Source organism: Streptomyces sp. WMMC940, from assembly GCF_027460265.1.
In the GTDB taxonomy this organism is placed as follows: domain Bacteria; phylum Actinomycetota; class Actinomycetes; order Streptomycetales; family Streptomycetaceae; genus Streptomyces.
The window spans coordinates 2,312,445-2,334,184 of record NZ_JAPZBC010000001.1 but is presented as its reverse complement, the minus strand read 5'-3'; the positions used below and the strand labels follow the sequence as shown (position 1 = coordinate 2,334,184).

Below are 21,740 nucleotides of genomic sequence, written 5' to 3'. Positions count from 1 at the left end.
TAGGACTCCCGTGGTCGGCCGTCAATCACGTGCGAACCGCCCGCGGAACGCGTCCCCGGCCCCGTCGGTACGTGCGTCACACCCCCCGCAGGTCGCCGGCGCGACCTCAGCAGAACGGAGACCGGGCCATGCCGCTCACGGTCGGCGTGATAGGCCCCGAGGACCTGGTCCGCAAGGTGGTCGCGGTCGGCGGTCAGGCGGGCGCGGGCCGGTTGCTGCCGCTCCCGTACCGCCACGAGGAGGAGACGACGGACGTCGTCACCGGCGCCGGGTCCGCCGCGGACGCCCTGCTGTTCACCGGGGTCGTGCCGCACAGCCTGGCCGAGGCGGCCGGCGTCCTCGACCGCCCCGCGATGTACGTGCCCTACAGCGGCGCCACCCTGCTGCGGGTGCTCGTCGAACTGCTCCGACTCGGCCACGACGTCTCCCGCGTCTCCATCGACACCCTGCGCCGCGACGAGGTGCTGGAGACGCTCACGGAGGCGAAGCTCCCCACCGAGCACATACGGGTCCTGCCCCACCGGCCCGGACTCACCTCCCAGGACCTCGTCGACTTCCATCTGGAGGCGCGCGACACCGGGAGGTCGAGGGTCGCGATCACCTGTCTCGGCTCGGCCTTCCACGTCCTGGAGCACCGGACCCACACGGTACGGCTGGCACCCTCGCGGCACTCGATCCTGGCGACCCTCCAGGCCCTCGCCCTCGCCACGGCGGGACGGCACAGCGGCGACGCCCAGGTCGCCCTCGGGGTCATCGACCTGCCCGGCGCGGACGACCGGCTCGCCGACGACGTGAGGATCCTCGGCGGCAGCCTCGCCGCCCTGCCCGACGGCCGGAGGCTCGTCGTCACCACCCGGGGGGTGCTCGAGAAGGCGACGGACCGGTTCACCCGCATCCCCTTCCTCGACGGTCTCGCCGCCCGGCACGGCACCGCACACATCGGCTTCGGCCTCGGGCGCACCGCCGCCGAGGCGGAGGCACTGGCGCGCCGCGCGGTGAACCGGGCCCGGTCCGTCGGGGCCGCCGCGGGCGTCGTGTCGATGACCGACGACGTCGACATCGTCATCGACGGCGCCGCGGGGGTCCCCGACGGCGAGACCGCCACGCCCGGGGGAGCGGCGCTGCTGGCGCGGCGGACCGGCATCAGCCCCCAGACCCTGGACCGGCTGCGAGACCTCGCCTCCGGGGACCGCGGAGAGGGACTCACGGCGCACGCGGTCGCCGAGCACCTGTCGGTGCAGCAGCGCACGGCGCGCCGGATACTCAAACGGCTGGAGCGGGCGGGCGTGGCCGTCCCGACCGGAATCCGCCAGGAGGGGCAGACGGGCCGGCCGCCGATCGTGTACCGGGTACGGCTGTAGGCCGGTGGGCTGCCGGGCGGTGCGGTTCGAAGGCGGTGCGCCGGCGGATGGTGCGGTCCGGGGGCGGTGGACCGGGCGCGGCCACGGCCTCCGCCCGCGTCCGTTTGCGTACGGCCGACGTGAGGGAAGTTACGGTCCGGACCGAAACGACGCCTGCGAAGGAGCTGAGCCGGCTTGAAGATCGCCTCGTTCCACACCCGAGTGGTCCGCGCCCCCTACCGACGCCCGTTCGCGATCAGCAGCGGCACCAGCCCCGAACTCGTCAGCCTGCTGGTGGAGGTACGCACCACCGAAGGGGCGTCGGGCTTCGGCGAGGCCTCGCCGATGACCGCGTACACCGGGGAGACCCTGGCCGGGCTGCGGGCCGCCCTCACCGAGCACGCAGCGCCCGCCCTCATCGGCCGCGACCCGCGCGACCTGGCCGGGGCGCACGCGGCCATGGACGCCGCGATCCGCGGCCAGCACCTGGCCAAGGCGGCGCTCGACCTCGCCCTCCACGACCTGGCCGCCCGCGCCGCGGGCTGGCCCGCGCACTTCCTCCTGGGCGGGGCCGTCACACATCGTGTGCCCACCACGTGGGTCGTCGGGCTCGGCAGCATCGCGGAGAGCGTCGAGGAGGCCGCGCAGTACGCCGAGCGCGGCTTCCCCCACATCAAGCTCAAGGGTGGCGAGGACCCCGATCGGGACGTCGAACTCGTCGCCGCCGTACGGAAGTCCGTCGCCGACTCCGTATCGCTCTCCCTCGACGCCAACGAGGGGTACGCGCCCGGCGGCGCGCTCCGCACGGTCGCGCGCCTCGCCGACGCAGGACTCGACCTCGTCGAACAGCCTCTGCCCCGCTGGGACCTGGCCGGGCTCGCCGCGCTGCGCGCCCAGGGCGGCGCACGGGTGATGGCCGACGAGTCGCTCCAGTCGCTCCACGACGCGCTGGAGATCGTCCGCCGCGGCGCCGCCGATGTGCTCAACATCAAGATCCTGAAGGTCGGTGGTCTCCACCGGGCGAGGCAGATCGCCGCCGTCGCCGAGGCCGCCGGCCTGTCCGTGAAGATCGGCAGCATGCCGGAGCTCGGCGTCGCCACCCTCGCCGCCGCCCATCTCTCCGCGGCCCTCCCGCACGCCACGGTCCCGCCCGACCTGGTCGGCCCCCTGCTCGTCGAACAGGAGCCGCTCGCCCCGGAGACCTTCGCGGCGACGAACGGCACGGGCCTTGTCCAGCTCCCGGACCTGCCCGGGCTGGGCCACCGGCTGGCGCCTCTGTGAGCAGGCCCGGCCCGCCTGCCCGGACCGCCTGTCCGTCTGGCCCGTCCGGCCCCCGGCCGGGCGGCCCGCTGCCTTCACCCGCCCGCACGGCCGGCCTGCCCGGCCCGCCTGACCCGTCCGGCCCACCGCGCCCACCCGCCCGGCCACGTCGATATCGGGGTGGCGGAACAGCGGGCGGCGCAGTGGTTGGCGGCCGGTCACGTCCTGGCAGCAGCCGGCCGAGCGGTAGGGGGGTGGTACGCGGTGGCCGCACGCTCGACCGGGAGCTCACGGCTCCCCGCCGCTCTTGCGCCGGTGGCGCCGGCGGCCTGCGCGGTCGCCCGTGCGCAGGTGTGGACGCCGTCCGCCCGGCGACGGTGCCGGCGGGGGAGGGGTGGGCAGGATCCAGGACTCGGCGTTCGCCAGTTCGGGGTCCAGCACGTCGTCACCGTAGAGACCGTGCAGCCAGTTGGTCTGGTAGACCGTGTCGAGGTAGCGCTCGCCGAGGTCGGGTGCGATGGCCACCGCCGTGCGCCCGTCGCCGCCGTGCTCGGCGAGCCAGCCCATCGCCCCGCTGACGACGGTGCCGGTGGAGCCCCCGAACAGGAACCCCCGACGGGCCAGCCGGTGGCAGGCCCGGATGGTGTCCCGTTCCTCCACCCGGATGACCTCGTCCACGAAGGACTCGTCGAGCAGCGGGGGGCGGATGCTCATCCCCAGTCCGGGGATCATCCTGCGCCCCGCCTCGCCGCCGAAGGACACGGAGCCGACGCTGTCCACCGCGATGATCCGCACCGGCCGGTGCCACTCGCGGAAGAAGCGGGCGCAGCCCATCAGCGTGCCGGTGGTCCCGGCGCCGACGAACAGCGTGTCCAGCTCGGGGAACTGACGTGCGATCTCAGGTCCCGTCCTGCGGTAGTGCGCCTTCCAGTTGCCCGGGTTCGTGTACTGGCTGAGCCACACGTAGCGGCTGTCGGAGGCGCACAGCGCACGGAGGTAGTCGATCCGCGCGCCCAGGAAGCTGCCGTTGGCCTCCTGGCCGGCGATGACGTGCACCTGGCTGCCCAGGGCCTCCATCATCAGCCGGGTCGTCAGGTTGCAGCGGGAGTCGGTGACGCACAGGAACCTGTAGCCCTTGCTCGCAGCGATCATGCTCAGTGCCACGCCCAGGTTGCCCGAGGAGGACTCCACGAGGATCGAATCCGGCGTCAGGACTCCGTCCCTCTCGGCGGCCTCCACCATCTCGATCGCGGCCTTCAGCTTGATCGAGCCGGCGAAGTTGAAGCCCTCGCACTTCAGGAAGAGCGAGCGCCCGAATATCGACTCGAGATCGATGTAGAGATCGTCTTCGTTGAAGTCTTGGGGAACGGATATGACAGGCACGATGGCCTCCTCATCTGCAGCGGGCCCGTCGGGCCCCTGCGTCAGCGGCCGTGGAGTCGTCCGTAGCTGCTACGGAGACCTGACCCTTGATCTCTCCGGGGGACCAGTCCTGCAAGGTGCCTCCTCACCGGCTTCCGGGCGGCTCAGCCGTACCGGCGCAGTTCGTGGAAGAAGCCGTCGACGACGTGCAGCCCGCCGGAGCGCGCCACCTCGTCGTAGACCCATGTGCCGACCGCGAGGTCCAGCACCCCGAGGCCGAACGGCGAGAAGACCACCGGCCGGTCCGCCGGGAGCGTCACCCGGCCGGCGATCACGTCGTCGAGCGTGCCGTCCAGGAAGGCGCGGCCGCCCGTCAGCCGCTCCGCCAGGTGCGGGGAGGTGTCGGCCCTGAGGCAGTGCTCGACGTCGTCCACGACATTGGCCGAGGCGAGCAGGACCTCCGGGGCGAGGTCGCGCAGGGACACGTGCAGCACCAGTGGGTTGTGCGCGAACCAGGACGGGTCGGTGACGTGCGGCTCGGTGGCGATGGTCGCGAAGACCACGAGGTCGCTGAAGCGGATCAGCTCCTCGGGGTCGTCGTGCACACTGATCCGGCCCGCCGTGCCCGACTGCTCCAGATAGCAGCGGAACCCGGCCGCGCTCTCCGGCGCCACGTCGTGGACGCCGATCTCGTCGAAGGACCATCCGGTGCCGGCGAGGAAGGTGTGGATGTAGCGGGCGACGAGGCCCGTGCCGAAGAACCCGACCCGGGCCGGGCGCCCGGCCGACCGCCCCCGGCTGAGCCGGTCCGCCGCCAACGCCGCCGAGGCGGCCGTCCTGGTCGCACTGATGATCGAGCCCTCCAGGCAGGCGAAGGGGTAGCCGGTGTCGTGGTCGTTGAGGATCAGCACCGCGGAGGCCCGGGGAAGACCGGACTCCACGTTCGCCGGGAAGCTGGAGACCCACTTGATGCCGTCCACGCCGGCCTGCCCGCCGAGCGACGCCGGCAGCGCGATGATCCGCGACGCCGGACGGTCCTGGAAGCGCAGGAAGTACGAGGGCGGGTTGACGGTACGGCCCTCTCCGTGCAACCGGTACGTGGCCTCGACGAGCTCGACGATCCGCTTCTCGTGGCCCCGCAGCGCACGCCGCACCTGCTCACCCGGGATCACCGCGAACGACGGCGCGGCACCCGTCGGTCCGCCCGAACCGCCCAGGCCGTACGGCCGGTGCTTCGCGGGCTCCACGGCGGACTCCGTCCGGCCGGATCGGACGGCGTTCACAGCGCCCTCACCTCGACGGTCGGCGAGCAGTCGGCCAGGGACACCGGCTCGGCCATGCCGACGAGGATCTCGCGGGGGCCGTCGTAGGGCTCGCGGCTGTGGGCGGTGCGGATGTTGTCGACGAGCATCAGATCGCCGGGCTGCCAGGGTTCGCGGTCGGTGTGGGCCTCGTAGACCTCGTTGAGGATCTGGACGACGTCCTCGCCGACGGGGTCGCCGTTGCCGTAGCGGGTGTTGAACGGCAGGCCGTCCTCGCCGTATTCGTCGACGAGGTACTCGCGGACCTCGGGGGCGAGGGTCCATTCGTTGAGGAACGCGATCTGGTTGAACCAGCAGCGTGCTCCGGTCAACGGGTGGCGCACGACGGCGCTGCGGCGCTGGCGGGTGCGCAGTCCGCCGTCGCCCTGCCAGGCGAGGTCGATGGCGTTGGCCCGGCAGTAGTCCTCGACGGCGGCCCGGTCGTCGGTGCCGAAGGCCTCGGTCCAGGAGGCGCCGATCTCGTCGTTGTAGCTGCGGGTGAGCAGCCAGCCCTCCCGCTCGAAGCGTTCCACCGTCGCCGGTGGCAGCGCCTCCAGCACGGCGGTGGCGTCCGAGACCCCGGTGACCCCGCCGGCGGCCGGAGCGGTCAGGCACGCGAACATCATCAGGCCGGGGAACGTCGTCGTGTAGCTGAGCTCGTGGTGCATGCACATCGGCTGGTTCGGCGGCCACGCCGTGGAGGAGTACACACCGTCCCGGTACGACTCGCGCGCGGCGAACGCCTCCCGTTCGGTCATCAGCGGTCCGCCGGCGAGCTGCTGGAACACCGCGCCGACCTGGTCCGCCTCACGCAGTCCCAGACCGCGCACCAGCACCGCGCCGCGCTCGGCGACCAGGGAGCGCAGTGCGTCCCGCTGCCCGGCCGCCCAGCTCGCCGCGTCCCCGGGGGACTCGACGTGCAGGACCGGGGGCCTGCCCGGCTGCGACTCCACGTCGAGCAGTGACGCGTGGGATGAGGACGACATTTCTGTTCCTTTCGGTCGCGGCTCAGGAAGGAGCCGGCTGGGCAGCGGCGCGCAGCACGGCTCGTGCCGCCTCGGCCGGACGGGTGCGGAGGAAGTAGTGGCCTCCGTCGGCGAGTTCGTACAGATCGACGTGCTCGGCCAGCAGCCGCCAGTCGCGGTGCCGTCCGGGGGACGCCGTGACCGGGTCGTCCGCGGCCACGACGACCGTGACCGGCGTGGACAGCCTCACGTCGGGCGGGGCCTCCAGGAGGCCGGCGAAGTACTCGTGGGCGGCCACGCAGTCGTGGCGGTAGGCGGCACCGATGTGCTCGGCGCGCCGGGCGTCCAGTTCGCCGAGTCCGGTGTGACCGCGGTCGTCGCCCAGCCCGGCGGCGATCTCGGCGTTGCTCCTGCGGGTGAGCTCGTCGACGGCGCTCCGCCGTTCCGCCGCCCCGCCGAGCAGCTGCGCGGCGAGGAACACCCGCTCGGCCTCGACACCGCGCTCCTGGAGCCTCCGTGCCGTCTCCACGGCGGGAGCGGTGCCGGAGGAGTGGCCCCACAGCAGCACCCGGGAAACGCCCAGACCGATGATCTCGTCCACGACCCGCTCGACCACCTGCTCCAGCGGGGCGAAGGGTTCACGGGCGGCCGCCAGGTCGTGTCCGGGGAGTTCGACGGCGTACACGGCCGGTCCGTCGGCCGCCAGGGCGCGGGCCAGCGGCTGGAAGTTCACCGCGTTGCCGCCCGCGTAGGGGAAGCAGACCAGGGCGCCGGCCGTTGCGTCCTTCGGCTCCGACAGGCGCTCCAGCAGACCGTCTCCGGCGGTGCGGCGAGTGCCCCGCGGCGCGCTCGGGCCGTTCGTGGCGGGTTGGTTGGGGGTGGTGTCGGTGTCGGTGTCGAGGAGTGCGGCGAGGTCGGTGAGGACGGGGTGGCGGGTGACGTCCTTGAGGGTGACGGCCCGGTCCAGGGCGATCGCGAGTTTCACCGCGGACAGCGATGTGCCACCGCGGTCGAAGAAGTGGTCGCCCCGGCCGATCCGGTCCTCGGGCACACCGAGCACGGCCGACCAGGCCGCCGCCAGCCGCCGTTCCGCCGCGGTCGCCGGCGCCTCACGCCCGCCACCACCGGCCGCGGCCGCACTCCCGAGACCCGCCGCGAGCGCGGTCAGGGCCTTCCGGTCGACCTTGCCGTTCGCGGTCAGCGGCAACCCCGCTCCCCGCCAGTGGAACACCGAAGGCACCATGTACGACGGCAGCACCGCACCCAACCCCGCCGCCAACACCCCGCTCTCCAACGGCGCCACCGCACCGTAGAACGCCACCAACTGCGTCCCCGCCGCCCCCGGCGCGGCGACCACCGCACCCTCACGCACCCCCGCCTGACCCAGCAGCGCGTTCTCCACCTCACCGATCTCGATCCGGAACCCACGGACCTTCACCTGCGTGTCCCGCCGACCCAGGAACTCCAACTTCCCCGACACATCCCACCGCCCACGATCCCCACTGCGGTACAACCGCTCACCCGGCCGCAACGGATCCGGCACGAACACCGCCGCCGTCCGCTCCGGATCATTGACATACCCACGCCCCACACACACCCCCGAGAACACGATCTCCCCCGGCGCACCCAACGGCACCGGCCGCAACCCCTCGTCCACCACATACACATGCACATTGGCCACCGGCCGCCCCAGCAGCACCCGCCCCGGCACCCCCGTCATCACCTCATGGTTGGTGTCGTCACAGGTCTCCGTCAGCCCATAGGCATTGACCAGCGCGATCCCCGGCTGCGCGGCGAACCACCGCTCGACCAGCTCCCGCTTCAACGCCTCACCCGTCACCGACACACACCGCACCTCCCCCAGCCGCCGCGGCTCCCGCTCCAGCGCGGCCAACACCGCCTCCAGATACGACGGCACCACCTGCAACACGTTCACCCCGGCCCCGATGACCGTGTCCAGGAACCGCGACACATCCAGCACCGCGTCCTGCTCCACCAGCACCGTCCGCCCACCCACCAACAACCCCGCCACCAACTGCCACAAGGAGATGTCGAAGCACTGCGGCGCGACCTGCGCCACCACACCGCCCTCACCGATCCCCAGATCGTCGATCTTCGCGAACAGATGATTGACCAGACCCGCGTGCTCGCACATCGCACCCTTCGGCTCACCCGTCGAACCGGAGGTGAAGTAGATGTACGCCAACTGCCCCGCCGCCACCGGCACACCCAGATCCTCCCGAGCGTGCCCCTCGGCATACGCCACATCCACCAACAGCCGCTCCACCCCACCGACCGCGACCAACGCCTCGTCCAACGAGGCCGAACTCCCCGACTCCGTCACCACCACCCGGCACCCCGCCCGCGACAACGTCGCCGCGATCCGACCCGCCGGGAAACCCGGCTCGATCGGCAGATACACCCCACCCGCCTTGAACACCGCCAACACCGACGCCAACCAGTCCGCATTCCGCTCCAGCACCACCCCCACCACACCCTCCCCCTCCACACCCCGCACCCGCAGCGCCCGCGCCAACCGGTTCGCCCGCCCGTTCAACTCCCCGTACGTCCACTCCCGCCCCCCGTGCACCACCGCAACCGCATCCGGATGCATCCGCACCCGCTCCTCGAACAACTCGTGCACCCGCAACCCCGGCAACTCCCGCCGCCGACCCGCCAGCCCCTCCACCTGAAAACCCACCTCCTGGTCGGAGACCACGGAAGCCGGGGCCGTGTCCGGACCTGCGACCATCTGCTCCAGCGCGGCCAGGTGGTAGCCGGCGATCCGGCCCGCCGCCTCCCCGTCCAGCGCATCGGTGCGGAACCGCAACCCCAGCACCAACTCCCCGCCCACCCCCTCCACCACCGACACACGCAACACAGCACCGCCACCCACGTCCCCGTCGATCCCGTGGGGGTCGAACTCCACCTCGTACAGCGGTCCAGCCACGCCCAGCTCGCGCGCCAGCGCCTCCACCGGGAAGTCGCGGTGCGCCCGCAGTCCCGTGGTCACGCGGTGCGCCTCGCCCACCAACGCCCTCCAGGTACGAGCGCCGTCGGCCGTCATCCGGCACGGCAGCGCCGGAGCACCCGGAGCGGGAACCCAGCCGGTGACGGCCTCGTCCTCGCCCGACAGCACCGCCAGCACGCGCGCGTGGGCCGCGAGGACCACCGCGTCCAGCGCGACGCCGGAGTCCTCGGCCAGTCGCCGCAGGGCCTTCGCCCGCGTGCCGGGGACGGTCACCTCGCACGTCCCGTACGCCCCGGCGTCGGGCGTCGGAGCGGCCGCCACCCACCGCGGCACCGCGGTGAAGCCGCCCTCGGCCAGTACCTCGCGCCAGAACTCCCGGCCGGCATCCGTCCGCGCCGACCCTGCCGTCCGCGCCGTCTGCGTCTCCATCGGTGCGTCCTCCCTCACCCTCGCCCGGACGCCGCGTGCGGCTGCGGGCTGCCGTTCACGGCGACGGGTCGGTAGGCGGCCCCACGTGCCTCGGCGGCCGGATTCCCGACCCACCGTGCGTGCGCGGGCATTTCCTCGCCCTTCATCAGGAAGGCGTCGGCGGCGAGCTGGGCGTGGTCGCCCATGGTCACGCCGTAGTGCACGTGGGCGTTGACGCCGAGGGTGCATCCGTTGCCGAGGACGCTGTGGTCGGACTTGAACGTGCCGTCCTCCTGCGAGTGGCACTGGACCCTGCTCGCCTGGTTCAGCGTGCAGAAGTCGCCGACCGTGGTCAGCGTCCGCTCCGTGAAGCCCGCGCCGTCGTCGAAGACCCGCCTGCCCATGCGCACGCCCAGCATCCGCCACAGCAGCGTCTTGTAGGGCGTGCCGCTGAAGAGGTTGAGGTAGTGCTCGGGAACCTTCCAGAGGCGCTCGTGCCACCAGAAGTACGGGTCGTAGATGGAGCACAGCTTGGGTTCCAGCGGCCGGAAGCGGGTGATGAGCCGTTCCGACAGGGTGAAGTAGCACGCTGTGAACGCCAGGGTGATCGAGAGGTACAGCGCGACCACCAGATGCCCGAGCACGCCGTACACGTCGAGCGTCGCCAGAGCGAGCACCGTCAGCACGAACGAGTGCACCCACCGCACGAACAACCAGTACGCCATGGTGCGGAGGTTGTACCGGTTCTTCGCGGCCAGGTTGCGGTGGAACTCCTCGCCGGTCCTCAGGTGGTCGAAGCGGGTGTCGCGCTCGACGGTGCGCGGGATCCCGAAGCACGGCGCTCCCAGCAGGCCCACGTCCTCGCGGACTTCGCCGTCGAGCGGGATCATCACCTTCGTCGCGAGCAGGGTGTTCTCGCCGGTCCTGCCCCCGGACGGGTAGGCGATGTTGTTGCCGAGGAAGCTGTGCGGGCCTATGACGGCCCGGGAGACGCGAAACGACGTTCCCGAGAATTCCGCGTTCATGACGGAGAGACCGTCGGCGACCATCGTTCCGGTACCCACCGTGGTGAGGTAGGGGGACTCGTGCTGCACATGGGTGCCGAAGTTGGACCCGGTCTGCTCCACCTTGGACAGGTCGTAGCCGAGGAAGCGCAGGTAGTGGACGATGTACGAGCTGTCCCCGAAGAGCCAGCCGAAGAACTTGACGTTGGTCATCCGCGCGATGAGCCGGTGCAGCGAGTACTGCAGGCCGTACAGCGGATAGACCCTGTCCGGCTCGATCGCCAGGCTCAGCAGCCGCGGCACGGTGAACAGCCAGACCAGACCCAGGACGAGGAAGCCGAAGAAGAGGACGACGGACAGGACCAGGGCGTCGATGTAAAGGCTCGCCGACGCGATGTGCGTGGCGCCGGGGCCGAGTACCTGGTTCAGCGCCGGAATCTCCGTCACCAGGAGGTACGCGCCGCCGACCATCAGCGGGACGTACAGCACGAACAGTTGCAGCACGGTGCCGAGCCCGAAGAGCGTCCGGCGCAGCGTGCTGCAACGCGCCGCCGGCACGCGCACGTAGTCGACGTCGGTGCGCTCGGCCGGGGAGCCGTGCCAGTGCTCGCCGGCCGGGATCGACTCACCGCTCTGCAATGCGGAGGTGTGGCCCAGTTGGGCCCGATCGCCCATCGACGTGTCGATGTCGAGCACGGTCTTCTCACCGACGAACGCGTCCCGTCCGATCGTGACGCGGCCCGTCTGGATGCGTCCGGCGTGGGCGCGGTAGCCGATGAAGTAGGACTCCTTGCGGATGACCGTGCCGTCGCCGATCGTGAGCAGGTCGGTGCACACCGGGACGGTCCGGGAAAGGATGGTGACGCCCTTTCCGATACGGGCACCGAGGGCCCGCAGATAGAGGACGTACAGCGGATTCCCGACGTAGAATCTCATCGGGTTCGCGTTGACCAGCACCTTGACGGTCCAGAACCGCAGATAGGCGAGTCCCCAGACAGGGAATTCCTGTGGCTTCCAACGGCCCACCAGAATCCACTTGGCGGCGATGGGGAAGAGGCAGAGCGCAATCATCGCGGCGCTGCCGAAGACCATGGACCGCAGATAGATGTGCTGGAGGCCCGAGCCTCTGGAAACCCACTCGTAGCCACGGACGGTGACGGTGCCGAGGGCGAAGCAGTAGGCAAGGAAAATCAGGGTCTGCGCGGTTCCGCACAGGACGTACGTCCTTCTGCTGACGGGTACGGCGCTCTCGGCCGGTTCGGGTGGCGGTGCGGCTTCGGATGCGGGCTTTTCGGCCACGAGCGCCGTCACCAGGCTGCGGATCGTGGGGTACTGATAGATGTCCTTCATCGACACCGAGGGAAGGTCGTCGCGCTTCCTGACCCGGGCACAGAACTGCGCCATGACCAGCGAGTTGGCGCACAGGTCCTCGAAGAAGTGGCTTTCCGCGGATATCTGCTCGGCCTTGACCAGGCCGGCCAGCACTTCGGCGAAGTCCTTCTCGGCACCTGCCGTCCCCGTTCCCGTCGCCGGACCGTCAATTCGGTGCTCGGTGAGCGCCGATTCATCCGGCTCGGGCGTCAGGACCTCGACAGACTTTTCCACCATGCGAGCTCCTTGAGGAAATGCCGGTCGCCATCGTCCCGCGCGGCCGGCACTCGTTGTCCTCACGCTCCAGCGATGGCCGGAGCGAGCAATCCGGAAGTCACGCGGTCGTGAGCTCTTCTCCGGTCACAATCACGATCACCAGTCTCCGTCGTGCATCGCAGGGTTGCCACTCGGACCAGATCCCTTCGGACTGCCCTGCGACGTGACGGCAACGCTCATGAATCCCGGCCGGCGAACCACCGACGGCCTCCGGTCCAGCCACCGCACCAAAGTTTTTGTCATCGTCGGGACGAGGCGCTGGCCCCCGGCGTCGACCGCTGGTAGCGGCCGCCTCGGGAAGCGCTTGAATCGCACCCGTCAGGTATTCGGTACCGGCGCCCGGCCGGATGGGAAATTCATCAATCAAATGTCTTCAAAGTGCCGAGCTGGGTTCGACCGGACGAGTGAGCGGGGCGTCTGTGGGGGGAGGAAGAGGTGCGCGGGCGTGCGCCGGGCGTGCTGATGACGGAGCGGGAAACACCGGTGCGGGATGCCGGCCCGGACGGGCTGGTCACGCGGGTGCGTCCCGGTTGGACCGGTATCCGGCGCGCCTGGGCCGGGCCCCGTGCGGGGTGGCGCCGGGACCGCGCGCCGCCCGGGCCGGGCTTTCTGCGGGTTGGCGTCGGGAGCTCACTCCGCCTGGGCCGGGCGCTGGGGCGGGGGGCCGGGGACCGCCCTGCTCGGTGCGGACCGCCGGAAGGGTGCCGTGACGACCGTCGAAGGAAACCCTGACGGCCGTCACACGAACGGCGTACCGCGGTGCTGACGGGCTGCCGCCCCGCTCGTGGAGCGTGGCCCGGATCCTGGCCCCAGGGCGAAGCGCCTACGGAATACGGATACTGTCGACGATCTCCCGATGCGTCTTCTCCAGCGCCTTCTCGTTCGCCTCCGGGCCGACGGTCACGGCCTGGACGAGGTACTTGTCGCCGTCGATGAGACGGGTGGACCCGGTCATCCGCTCCCCCTCGTCCGTCGCGATCCGCGCATCGAGCGCCGGCCGGCCCTCGACCGTGGTCTCCTCGGCGCCCGTACTGATGAACGAGGCCCCGGTTTCCTCCTGCACTCCCTCCATGAAGGACTGGAGCTCGGTCGGGAGCTTCATGTCGTAGTTGTCCGGCACTTCCGTGACGGCGAAGACCACGAATCCCTCCTCGGTCTCCACCAGGTATCCGCGGCTGGTCACCTCCTGGCCGAGGACGCGCTCCGTGTGCTTCTCGACGGTCGCCCTGCCGGGCAGGTCCACGGTGATCCCCGTGGGGGCGTCGGTGGTCTTCACCCACCCCGCACGAAGCTCGGCCTGGATCGCGGTGACGACACCGGTACGCGGTGTGACCGGGGCGGCGTTCGCAGTGGTGGACGCCGCAGCGCCTCCGGCGACGGCAGCGGCGGCGAGGGAGAGCACGAGGGCACGCTTCGTCCGGGTCAGGGTCCGGGTTCCATGGGACATGAAAATCACTTCCGTCAAGAGGGGTGGCAAGAGGGATCTGTCGAAACGACCCGGGGCATTCGCGAGACCACTTACCGACGAGCCGCGCGGTCCGACCGCGCCGGCCGGGCCCGCCTCTCCATTACGCCGGACCGGGCGACGAGCGTCATGCCCCTGGATCGCGTGGCAGGGGAATTCGGGACTTGACAGCGGCTCCGGGATCAGGGACGGAAAGTGAGGGCAGCGGTCTCTTCCGGGGACCGTGGGCCGTACCCGGGCCGGAGCTGTCGTCGCTCTGGCGCGTCGCCGCCGCCCCTCCGATCCCCTGCTCCCGGTGCGGTGCGGTGCGGTGCGGTGCGGTGCGGTGAGGTGCGGTGCGGTGAGGTACGCGGTGCCGTGCGACGGGGACGTCACAACGTTGTCAGGGCCGACCGGGGGTCGCCGCCGCTGCGGGCGTACAGGCCGGGACTGATGCCCAGCATCCGCTTGAAGTGCCGGCTGAAGTGGGACTGGTCGTAGAAGCCGGACGCGGCGGCCACGAGGCGTGGCGCCATTCCGCCCAGCAGCAGACGCCTGGCGAGGTCGACGCGGCGGCCGGTGAGGTACTGGTGCGGTCCCATGCCGAACTCGCGGCTGAACACCCGCACGAGATGGGCCGGATGGACATGCAGGGCCTCGGAGGCGTCCTGAAGGCTCACCCCCTCCACGAACCTCTCGTCGAGCAGTTCGCGCAGCCGGTGCGCGATCCCGGCGTCACGTACCTCGGACCGGTCCTCGACCCGCTGCAGCAGGTGGTCGCGCAGCCGCTCCGACACCAGCGTCAGCCGGCTCTCCGCCTCCAGTTCGTCGCCGACATGTTCGAGACTCAGATGCAGTTGGTGGATGCGGCGGCGCAACAGCGGATCGTCCAGGACCGGGCTGTCCACCGCGAGTCCGACGAGGCCGTCATCGAGTTGGGTGGAGTCGAGGTACACCACCCGCTTCCGGAATCCGTCCGGAGTGACGGAGCGTCCATTATGTGGGACGTGCGGGGGCAGCAGGGTGACTGTCCGGTCGAGGGCGCCGTGCTCATGACGCTCGAGGTCGTACCTGACCATGCCGTCGTCCACGATCAGCAGCGTCCATGTCTCATGGGTGTGCATGGGGTAGACGTGGTCGGTGATGCGGGCATGGAAGACCTCGTCGATTCCCGCCAGCGGCGGACGCCAGGCCCGGATCTGCGGACGCTCAACCATGCAAAGATCGTACAAGACTTCGCACCGGTCACCGGGTTGAATCAACCCCATGGAAACCGTCAACGAACCCGTTCGTTTCGAGACAAAGATCGCCGTGGTCTTGCGCGATGATCTTCAGATGTGGCAGCGCCTCAACATGACGGCGTTTCTGGTCAGCGGCATCGGCCGAAAGGAGCCGGAGGTAATCGGCGAACCCTATGCGGATGCCGACGGCACCGAGTACCTCCCCATGTTCCGGCAGCCGGTACTCGTATTCGAGGCGAGCAAGGAGCAGCTGACGACGTGCCATCAGCGCGCCGTCGGCAGGGCCGTTCCCCTGTCCGTGTTCACCACGGACCTCTTCACCACCAACAACGACCGGGACAACAGGGCTGCCGTGCGCGCCGTGCACCGTGACCAGCTTGACCTGGTCGGCATCGCGGTCTACGGGCCGCGAAACGCGGTGGACAAGATCATCAAGGGCGCTCGCATGCACCCGTGAGCGGCCCTGGGGACGTGTCGTGCAGAACGAATTGAATTCGCGGAACGAGTCGGCGAACGCCTATCTCTACCTGCTCGCTACCATGGCGTTCTTCGGAAGCGCCTTCGCCAGTTCAAAATCGGTCGTCGGTCATATGCCGCATCAGGTGGCGGCAGTTCTGCGATTCGGTGGCGGAGCGCTGATCCTGGTACTTCTGCTCCTGCTCGTGGGGCGGAAGTCCAAGGGAAACAAACTCACTGCCGGACAGGTGATGTGGGCGGCGGCAGTGGGACTGCTCGGGGTGTTCGCCTACAATCTCTTCTTCTTCTGGGGCCTTTCCCTCGCTCCTTCGATCGACGGGAGCATCATCGTTCCGGTGCTGAGTCCGGTGATTACCACGGGACTTCTCGTCGTGCTCGGCAGGGAAAAGGCCTCGGCCGCCCGGATCTGCGGACTCGGGCTAGGTGTCGCGGGTGCGGCGCTGTTCTTCGTCGGCGCGGGGGGCGCGGGTGCCGGCGCGGACGGATCGCGTCTCACCGGCGATCTCATCTACCTTCTCGGAGCGCTCTCCTGGGCCCTCTACAGCATCGCGTCGAAAAGGGTGCTGGCAGGGACGGACCCACTCCGCGCGACCACCATCGGCACCCTCGCCGGGGCGTTCGCCCTGCTCGTTCCGGCCATCCCGGCGATGCCCGAGGTGGACTGGGCGGCACTGTCCGGAAGCACCTGGATGAACGTCGCGTACCTCGCCGTCGGTCCGACCGCGGTGGCGTACCTCTTCTACTACCGCGGGCTGCGCCTCGTCAGCCCTTCGACCGCCACCGTGATCATGTTCACGGTCCCCGTCTTCGGGGTGACCTGCGCCGTCGTCTTCCTGGGCGAGTCCTTCACCGTGCTCCAGGCCGCGGGTGCGGTCGTCATGCTCGCCGGCGCGCTGCTGGCCGTCACCCAGGGCCGACTCCGCCAGAGGGCGCCCGCCACCACGCCCGGACAGGCCGCCGACGACCCGGCGGAGCCCGTGCACACAGGATCCACCGGCCGCTGAGCCCCCGATCAGGGGCATTTTCCGGCCACTTGGGCAACCCGTGCCCGAAGTTCCGCATCGCCACAGGGGGATGGTGATGCAGGCTTCTCGGCTTCCGCTCGTGGTCTCACCCCGGCCCGGGCGGGAGCCGTACTTCTCACCTCCCGCCGTCACGCAGCGCCGCGTGCGACGGCAATCACGCACATCCGTTCAGAATGCGAGATCGGGGTCTCAACTTCAATGCATGGAGTCGAGTTCAGAGTGCTCGGGCCGTTGGAGCTCAAAGTGAGCGGGCGCCCGGTACCCCTTCGGGGCGGCCGGCGTGAACGAAACGCGTCTCTCGGCGGTCGAGGAATGCACGGACCTCGAACTCGCACAAGGCCCTCACAAGAGCCTGACCAGCGAACTCGCCCACTGGGTCGCCGACGTGGCCTTGGCCGCCGCCGGTGCCGATCCTGGCGATGATGGCCAGGATCAGGTCCTTGGCGGTGACGTCGTCGGGCAGTTCCCCGTCGACGGTGATCGCCATGGTCCTGGGGCGGGCCATGGGCAGGGTCTGGGTGGCCAGTACGTGCTCGACCTGGGAGGTGCCGATACCGAACGCCAGCGCGCCGAAGGCGCCGTGGGTGGAGGTGTGGGAGTCGCCGCAGACCACGGTGGTGCCCGGCTGGGTCAGCCCCAGCTGCGGCCCTACGACATGGACCACGCCCTGCTCGACGTCACCCAGCGGATGCAGCCGGACGCCGAACTCCGCGCAGTTCTTGCGCAGGGTCTCCAGCTGCGCACGGGAGACGGGGTCGGCGACGGGCTTGTCGATGTCCAGGGTGGGGGTGTTGTGGTCCTCGGTCGCGATGGTGAGGTCGAGCCGCCGCACCCGGCGCCCGTTCTGACGGAGACCGTCGAACGCCTGCGGACTCGTCACCTCGTGCAGCAGGTGGAGATCGATGAAGAGGAGATCGGGCTCGCCCTCGACGCGCCGGACGACATGATCGTCCCAGACCTTCTCCGCGAGTGTCCTACCCATCGCTTTCCCTCCGGCCGACGATCAGTCCTGTCATGCCGTCGACGCTAGGGGGATCACTCCCCGGGCCGTCCTTGATCGGTCCTCAACCCGGGCGGGACGAGGCCGGGATATGGGGGAGAGCGGGACAGCCGGCGTCCCGAGCCGATCCCGGATGCGGCCACACCACCGCGGCGAAGACTGAGGGTTCCGGCGCGAGCCGCCGGGAGAGCCGGCGGGTACTTCCTCGGGGCAGGCACCATGAGAGCGCCTCTCGTGAGCCCCATCTGACCTGCTGTCACCTCTCCCCGCGTCTCGGGGGAACCTCATCCTGTGGCCTGTCGCGCGATAGGCCACAGATCCGCTCGTACGGCCACTCCGGGCGGCACACGGCTGCACATGCGCGAAGACCCCGTCCTCAGCGTTCTCGCTGGTGGCGGGGTCTTTGGGCACCTTCTTCGAGGTGCCCCCGGCAGGATTCGAACCTGCGCACACGGCTCCGGAGGCCGTCGGCTTCCCGCGTGTTTTCGCAGGTCAGCGGCTTACTTGACAGGTTGTCAGGCCCGCCGTCCCGCGCATGTCCCGCGAGAATGAAAAAGCCTATTTTGCTCGCCTTGTCCCTATCGTTCCCCGCGATAGTCGATCCATGCGCCATGACGTAGATCACGATTTCCTCGGGCAAGCGTAGGGGTATATGGTGCGCCCTCAATCGAACAAGGAGGCTGCCCGGAGCGTGCGGGCAGGCCAAGAGAGCGGGTTGTGCGCCTGGCTCGGTGGGGGCGCTCGCGCGCGGTGCCGGGGTGAACGGTGGCCGACGGGCGCGTCCCGCCGCTTCTCATCCGCATGACCTTGGCGTGTGTGTCCCTGCTGACTCTCCAGCCTCCGGCGGGCTGAGGGAGACCCGCCCTGACTTGGTGCCGGAGTGGGCACCACGCCGCAGCGCGGTAGACGGTGTTGGCCGGCGAACCGCGACTGCGAACGTGCGAGTCGGATGCCGGCGGCTTTGCCGGCAGTCGCAGACGGCAGGCGAAGGCCAGTCGGCGCGAACCAAGGCCAAGACGGCGCCGCTCTCCCTTCGCCCGGCAGCGCTCGGCGTCGGCGCGACGCTCTTGCGTAATGCCCTGGGAAGGCCGACCCGGTGGGTCGACCGCGTCCTGGAAGCGCTGCTCGGGCTGCCTGGTCGTGAATACAGGCGGCCGGTCGTGTGAAGTTGTGAGGCTGGGATTAGGGATGCGGCCTTTCGACGTGCGGGCAGGTGGTGGCGGTGGACTGTCAATGCTCCGGAGGATCGCCGGTTTGGCCAACCGGCGATCCCGAGCTATGTTGCGCTGCCGTAGCGGTGAGCGCAGGAGAGCCAAGATCTCCTGAGTTGTTGGTTCAGAGCGGGCGCCGTTTGCGGATGGGCAGGATGCTCAGGGCCATGACGGTGCTGTCGTCTTGGAACGAGATCGGGTCGTTCCATTTCCCGGCTGCATGGGAGTCGCGCCGTTTGGAGTGGAGTTCGTAGGCCGCTTGCCGGTACTCCTCCACGCGGCCGTCTTTGATCAGTTCGTACAGTTCTGAGTCCATTCCGGAGAACGCCTCGATGCGTGCGGTCCCCATGCGGAAGACGTTGTCTGTGCCGACGAATTTCGTGTCGCCGACCTCGATGTCCGCGTCGTCGACGCTCGAGGTTGCGGCGAAGGCGGGCACGTCGTAGTGCTCTCGCCCTTGGCGGGCGGTGAGATACCCGGCCGTGTATTTCCGTCCGCCGGAGAAAGCGGTCAGGCCGGCTGCTGCGGTACGGGCCAGGAGCTGACCGAACCAGGCGAGATCGTCCTCGCCCACCTGGAAGCCGTCGACCGTCCGCGCCCGTCGACCGTCCCGGGCCGGTACGCGAATGGCGTTGGGGTAGGGGATTCCGGGATTGTCCCTGATCTCCTCGTCGGCGTCATTCAGGGCGCCGGGTATTCGGAGGGGGAGCAGTGCCTCGCCTGGGGATTGCAGCACATTGACCACGACCCCGCTCTGGCCCATGAGTTCGGTGGACAGCATCAGACAGGGCGTCGTGTTCCAGGGGCCGATCTGCATTCCCTCGGTCAGTTCTGCTCCCTTGACCAGTTGCTGGATCGTGGTGCTGCGGGTTCGGCCGGTGCGCTTGCTGGGCTTCTGGTGGTTTCCGCGGCAGGCCACGAAGGTGACTTTCGACGGCTCGCCGGGTTTCCATGCCTCGATGATGTAGTCGGGCCGGGGCCGTGAGCCCTTGTTCCGTTGGGAGACGCTCAGGGGCCAGCCGGCTCGCAGCACCGTGTTCGTGTCCACGACCGAGACGATGTGGTCGGGGTAACGCTGCTGCACGATGTGCTCCGCCACCGCGAGCCCGAAGCCGACGGCCAGCTCCCGCGCCTGCATGCCCTTGTACCAGCTTTCGGAAGAGCGGCCCTTGTCGGTGAGATCCATGGCGCCGGCGCGATTGCCGTCCAGCGCCTCGCAGAACTTCAGGCTCAGCCAGTGTTCCGCCAGCCCGCGCCCCATTCCCTGGCCGGCCAGCACGTAGCCGCGGGCTACGGCATGCAGCACCTGCCACGGCGTCAGGTCAATGGACCGCCCGTGCTCGGCCAGCGCGACCGGCCGCAGGTCGGGCTTCCTGCGCGCTGCCTCCTGGCCCTTCTGCCGACGCCGCTTGTCGATGGCCGCCGCCGCGGAGTCCACGTGCGCGGCCAGTTCTGTCGTCGAGTGGATGTGAACGCTCGTCGAGCGGCTGAGAGCGTTCAGGATCTGTCGCGCGGTTCTCGCCATGCATCCCCCACGGTGTCCGTGCTCTGGCTGGCCGGGAACGGTAGTTCGGGACATCGGGGCGCGTGCAAGTGCGCATAGTGCGGCAAGGACCACAACTGGCCACACCGGGACCAGGTATGACCAGTGGTGACGGAAGCCGGGTCGAACGTCCGACAATCCGCGCTCGTCAACATGACGCCGCTCGAGTGCCCTCTTGCGAGGGGATGTTGGAGTGGATGTGCCGGGCAGCCATTCTCCCGCCGATCAGAAGGAGGCGGGTATGGACCTGAACGAGCACCACGGCGCCGCATCTCAGCCCGAGCAGCCTGCGGACCGAACCCCGGCGCAGCCGCACGGCGGCAGCGCGGTCGCGGGCTTGGCCGGAGAGTTCGGGGCGGAGCTGGTGCGGGCCATCCGCGTGGGACTGGCCGAGGTGAGCAACTCCGGCCAGGGGGCACGGGGGCCGTCGCACATGAGCTGGTACTCCTTCGCGACCGAGTACGCGCGAGCCCATTGGCCAGGCCGGGCGGCGAAGACCCGGGACGAGGTCAGCGACGCGCTGACGGCCGTCACGATGGCGATGCTGGGGGACCTTCCGGGCCGGCCGAACGGGCACCTGCTGCGCCGTGCCCTGCGGCACTGGGCGTTCGTCACGCTCCGGCCGGGACAGGGGGAGATGTCGGTGCAGGACCGGCTGGTGCTGCAGTGGGTCGCCAAGGCATCCCGTCCCCTGGTGGATCTGCATGATCCGGTCCTGGCACGTGATGTGCTGGAGTCGCTGCGCCGCAAGCTGGACGGGAGTGAGGCGGCGGTGGAGACGATGCGCCGTAAGCGCAAGGTGCTGGTGCACGCGCTGCATTACGCCGTGGAGCGGGGCGAGCTGGGCAGATGTACTACGCGGGCCCTGCGTCCGGAGGAGGCGGTCGCGGTGGCGCTGCCGGACTGCCGGCTGCCCCGCACTGGGTGGGGGCGGCTGATCCTGCACCGTACTCGGCCGCAGGCGGGTAAACGGTGGACCGACACCGGCGAGTTCCATGATGAGCGCGGGCTGAAGAACCGCCCGCCCGGGGAGACGCGGGTGGTGCCGCTGCCCCCGCATCTGGTGGCGATGTGGAGGGAGCATGTTGCCACGTTCGGCACGGCCGACGATGGGCGGCTGTTCTTCACCGAACAGGGCCGGGTCGTCAGCTACTCCACCTACCACCGGGTCTGGCGCGAGAGCCGCGACCTTGCCCTGTCTCCGGCGCTCACCAGCACGCCGCTCGCGAAGCGGCCGTACGATCTGCGGCATTCGGCGCTGTCCACGTGGCTGTGCGCGGGCGCGGACCCGGCCGAGGTCGCCCAGCGGGCCGGCAACAGTGTCGAGGTTCTGCTGTCCCGGTACGCGAAGTGCCTGTATGACCGGCAGTCCATCAACAACCAGCGCATCGAAGGGCTGTTGAGCTCCTACGGCCAGCCGCCTGAGCCTGACTAGGCGCACGATTAGCCTGGGATCGCGGACATGGCGTGGGTGGGTACGCGGTCCGACCGTTGCGGCGTGCGCTCGGGTGCGTGCGCGTCTCCGACGGTTCCCCTGCGCA

General features: G+C 70.1%; 13 protein-coding genes and 1 pseudogene. 5 read left to right on the top strand and 9 right to left on the bottom strand.

The features are described 5' to 3' along the window. The first annotated feature begins 128 nt into the window (after positions 1-128). Positions 129-1,361, top strand: a complete 1,233-nt coding sequence (locus O7595_RS10095) for a hypothetical protein (RefSeq protein ID WP_269728373.1) — start codon at positions 129-131, stop codon at positions 1,359-1,361. A 174-nt stretch (positions 1,362-1,535) separates the two neighbouring features. Continuing rightward, positions 1,536-2,621, top strand: a complete 1,086-nt coding sequence (locus O7595_RS10090) for a mandelate racemase/muconate lactonizing enzyme family protein (RefSeq protein WP_269728372.1) — start codon at positions 1,536-1,538, stop codon at positions 2,619-2,621. 267 nt (positions 2,622-2,888) lie between these two features. Here O7595_RS10090 and sbnA read toward each other — a convergent pair whose 3' ends face one another. From sbnA to O7595_RS10055, 7 genes are all read right to left on the bottom strand, one after another. After that, positions 2,889-3,983, bottom strand: coding sequence for a 2,3-diaminopropionate biosynthesis protein SbnA (sbnA, locus tag O7595_RS10085; RefSeq protein ID WP_269728371.1), 1,095 nt, complete (start codon positions 3,981-3,983; stop codon positions 2,889-2,891). Between the two features lie 143 nt (positions 3,984-4,126). Beyond that, positions 4,127-5,209 carry a 2,3-diaminopropionate biosynthesis protein SbnB gene (gene sbnB / locus O7595_RS10080; protein WP_443071588.1) on the bottom strand — a complete coding sequence of 361 codons (1,083 nt, stop codon included), beginning with the start codon at positions 5,207-5,209 and terminating at the stop codon, positions 4,127-4,129. 32 nt (positions 5,210-5,241) lie between these two features. Further along, positions 5,242-6,249: a TauD/TfdA family dioxygenase gene (locus O7595_RS10075; RefSeq protein ID WP_269728369.1), complete on the bottom strand. Its 1,008-nt coding sequence runs from the start codon at positions 6,247-6,249 to the stop codon at positions 5,242-5,244. Positions 6,250-6,271: 22 nt separating this feature from the next. Continuing rightward, complete coding sequence (locus O7595_RS10070) at positions 6,272-9,628, bottom strand: non-ribosomal peptide synthetase (RefSeq protein ID WP_269728368.1); 3,357 nt, start codon at positions 9,626-9,628, stop codon at positions 6,272-6,274. 14 nt (positions 9,629-9,642) lie between these two features. After that, the gene (locus O7595_RS10065) at positions 9,643-12,219 is read right to left on the bottom strand and encodes a Pls/PosA family non-ribosomal peptide synthetase (RefSeq protein WP_269728367.1); all 2,577 of its coding nucleotides are present in this window, start codon (positions 12,217-12,219) and stop codon (positions 9,643-9,645) included. Between the two features lie 862 nt (positions 12,220-13,081). Continuing rightward, entirely contained in the window at positions 13,082-13,705 is a 624-nt protein-coding gene (locus O7595_RS10060) for a hypothetical protein (protein WP_269728366.1), read from the bottom strand. A 389-nt stretch (positions 13,706-14,094) separates the two neighbouring features. Then, on the bottom strand, positions 14,095-14,919 hold the full coding sequence (locus tag O7595_RS10055; protein WP_269728365.1) for a helix-turn-helix transcriptional regulator: 825 nt from the start codon (positions 14,917-14,919) through the stop codon (positions 14,095-14,097). Positions 14,920-14,968: 49 nt separating this feature from the next. On the opposite strand from O7595_RS10055, the gene O7595_RS10050 reads away from it, so the two are divergent. Together O7595_RS10050 and O7595_RS10045 are read left to right on the top strand one after the other, a co-directional pair. After that, complete coding sequence (locus tag O7595_RS10050; RefSeq protein WP_269728364.1) at positions 14,969-15,400, top strand: DUF2000 domain-containing protein; 432 nt, start codon at positions 14,969-14,971, stop codon at positions 15,398-15,400. A 19-nt stretch (positions 15,401-15,419) separates the two neighbouring features. After that, positions 15,420-16,424, top strand: coding sequence for a DMT family transporter (locus tag O7595_RS10045; protein ID WP_269728363.1), 1,005 nt, complete (start codon positions 15,420-15,422; stop codon positions 16,422-16,424). A 405-nt stretch (positions 16,425-16,829) separates the two neighbouring features. On the opposite strand, the pseudogene O7595_RS10040 reads toward O7595_RS10045, so the two are convergent. Both O7595_RS10040 and O7595_RS10035 read right to left on the bottom strand, forming a co-directional pair. After that, a pseudogene (locus O7595_RS10040) lies at positions 16,830-17,427 on the bottom strand (aconitase family protein); the annotation flags it as partial. A gap of 1,353 nt (positions 17,428-18,780) precedes the next feature. Then, the gene (locus O7595_RS10035) at positions 18,781-20,181 is read right to left on the bottom strand and encodes a hypothetical protein (protein WP_269728362.1); all 1,401 of its coding nucleotides are present in this window, start codon (positions 20,179-20,181) and stop codon (positions 18,781-18,783) included. 259 nt (positions 20,182-20,440) lie between these two features. Here O7595_RS10035 and O7595_RS10030 point away from each other — a divergent pair, with 259 nt between their 5' ends. Next, complete coding sequence (locus tag O7595_RS10030; RefSeq protein ID WP_269728361.1) at positions 20,441-21,634, top strand: site-specific integrase; 1,194 nt, start codon at positions 20,441-20,443, stop codon at positions 21,632-21,634. Positions 21,635-21,740 lie beyond the last annotated feature (106 nt).

Coding starts and splice junctions, on each gene's coding strand:
- O7595_RS10095 (WP_269728373.1), top strand. CDS start 129: ATGCCGCTCACGGTCGGCGTGATAGGCCCCGAGGACCTGGTCCGCAAG.
- O7595_RS10075 (WP_269728369.1), bottom strand. CDS start 6,249: ATGTCGTCCTCATCCCACGCGTCACTGCTCGACGTGGAGTCGCAGCCG.
- O7595_RS10070 (WP_269728368.1), bottom strand. CDS start 9,628: ATGGAGACGCAGACGGCGCGGACGGCAGGGTCGGCGCGGACGGATGCC.
- O7595_RS10065 (WP_269728367.1), bottom strand. CDS start 12,219: ATGGTGGAAAAGTCTGTCGAGGTCCTGACGCCCGAGCCGGATGAATCG.
- O7595_RS10060 (WP_269728366.1), bottom strand. CDS start 13,705: ATGTCCCATGGAACCCGGACCCTGACCCGGACGAAGCGTGCCCTCGTG.
- O7595_RS10055 (WP_269728365.1), bottom strand. CDS start 14,919: ATGGTTGAGCGTCCGCAGATCCGGGCCTGGCGTCCGCCGCTGGCGGGA.
- O7595_RS10050 (WP_269728364.1), top strand. CDS start 14,969: ATGGAAACCGTCAACGAACCCGTTCGTTTCGAGACAAAGATCGCCGTG.
- O7595_RS10035 (WP_269728362.1), bottom strand. CDS start 20,181: ATGGCGAGAACCGCGCGACAGATCCTGAACGCTCTCAGCCGCTCGACG.
- O7595_RS10030 (WP_269728361.1), top strand. CDS start 20,441: ATGGACCTGAACGAGCACCACGGCGCCGCATCTCAGCCCGAGCAGCCT.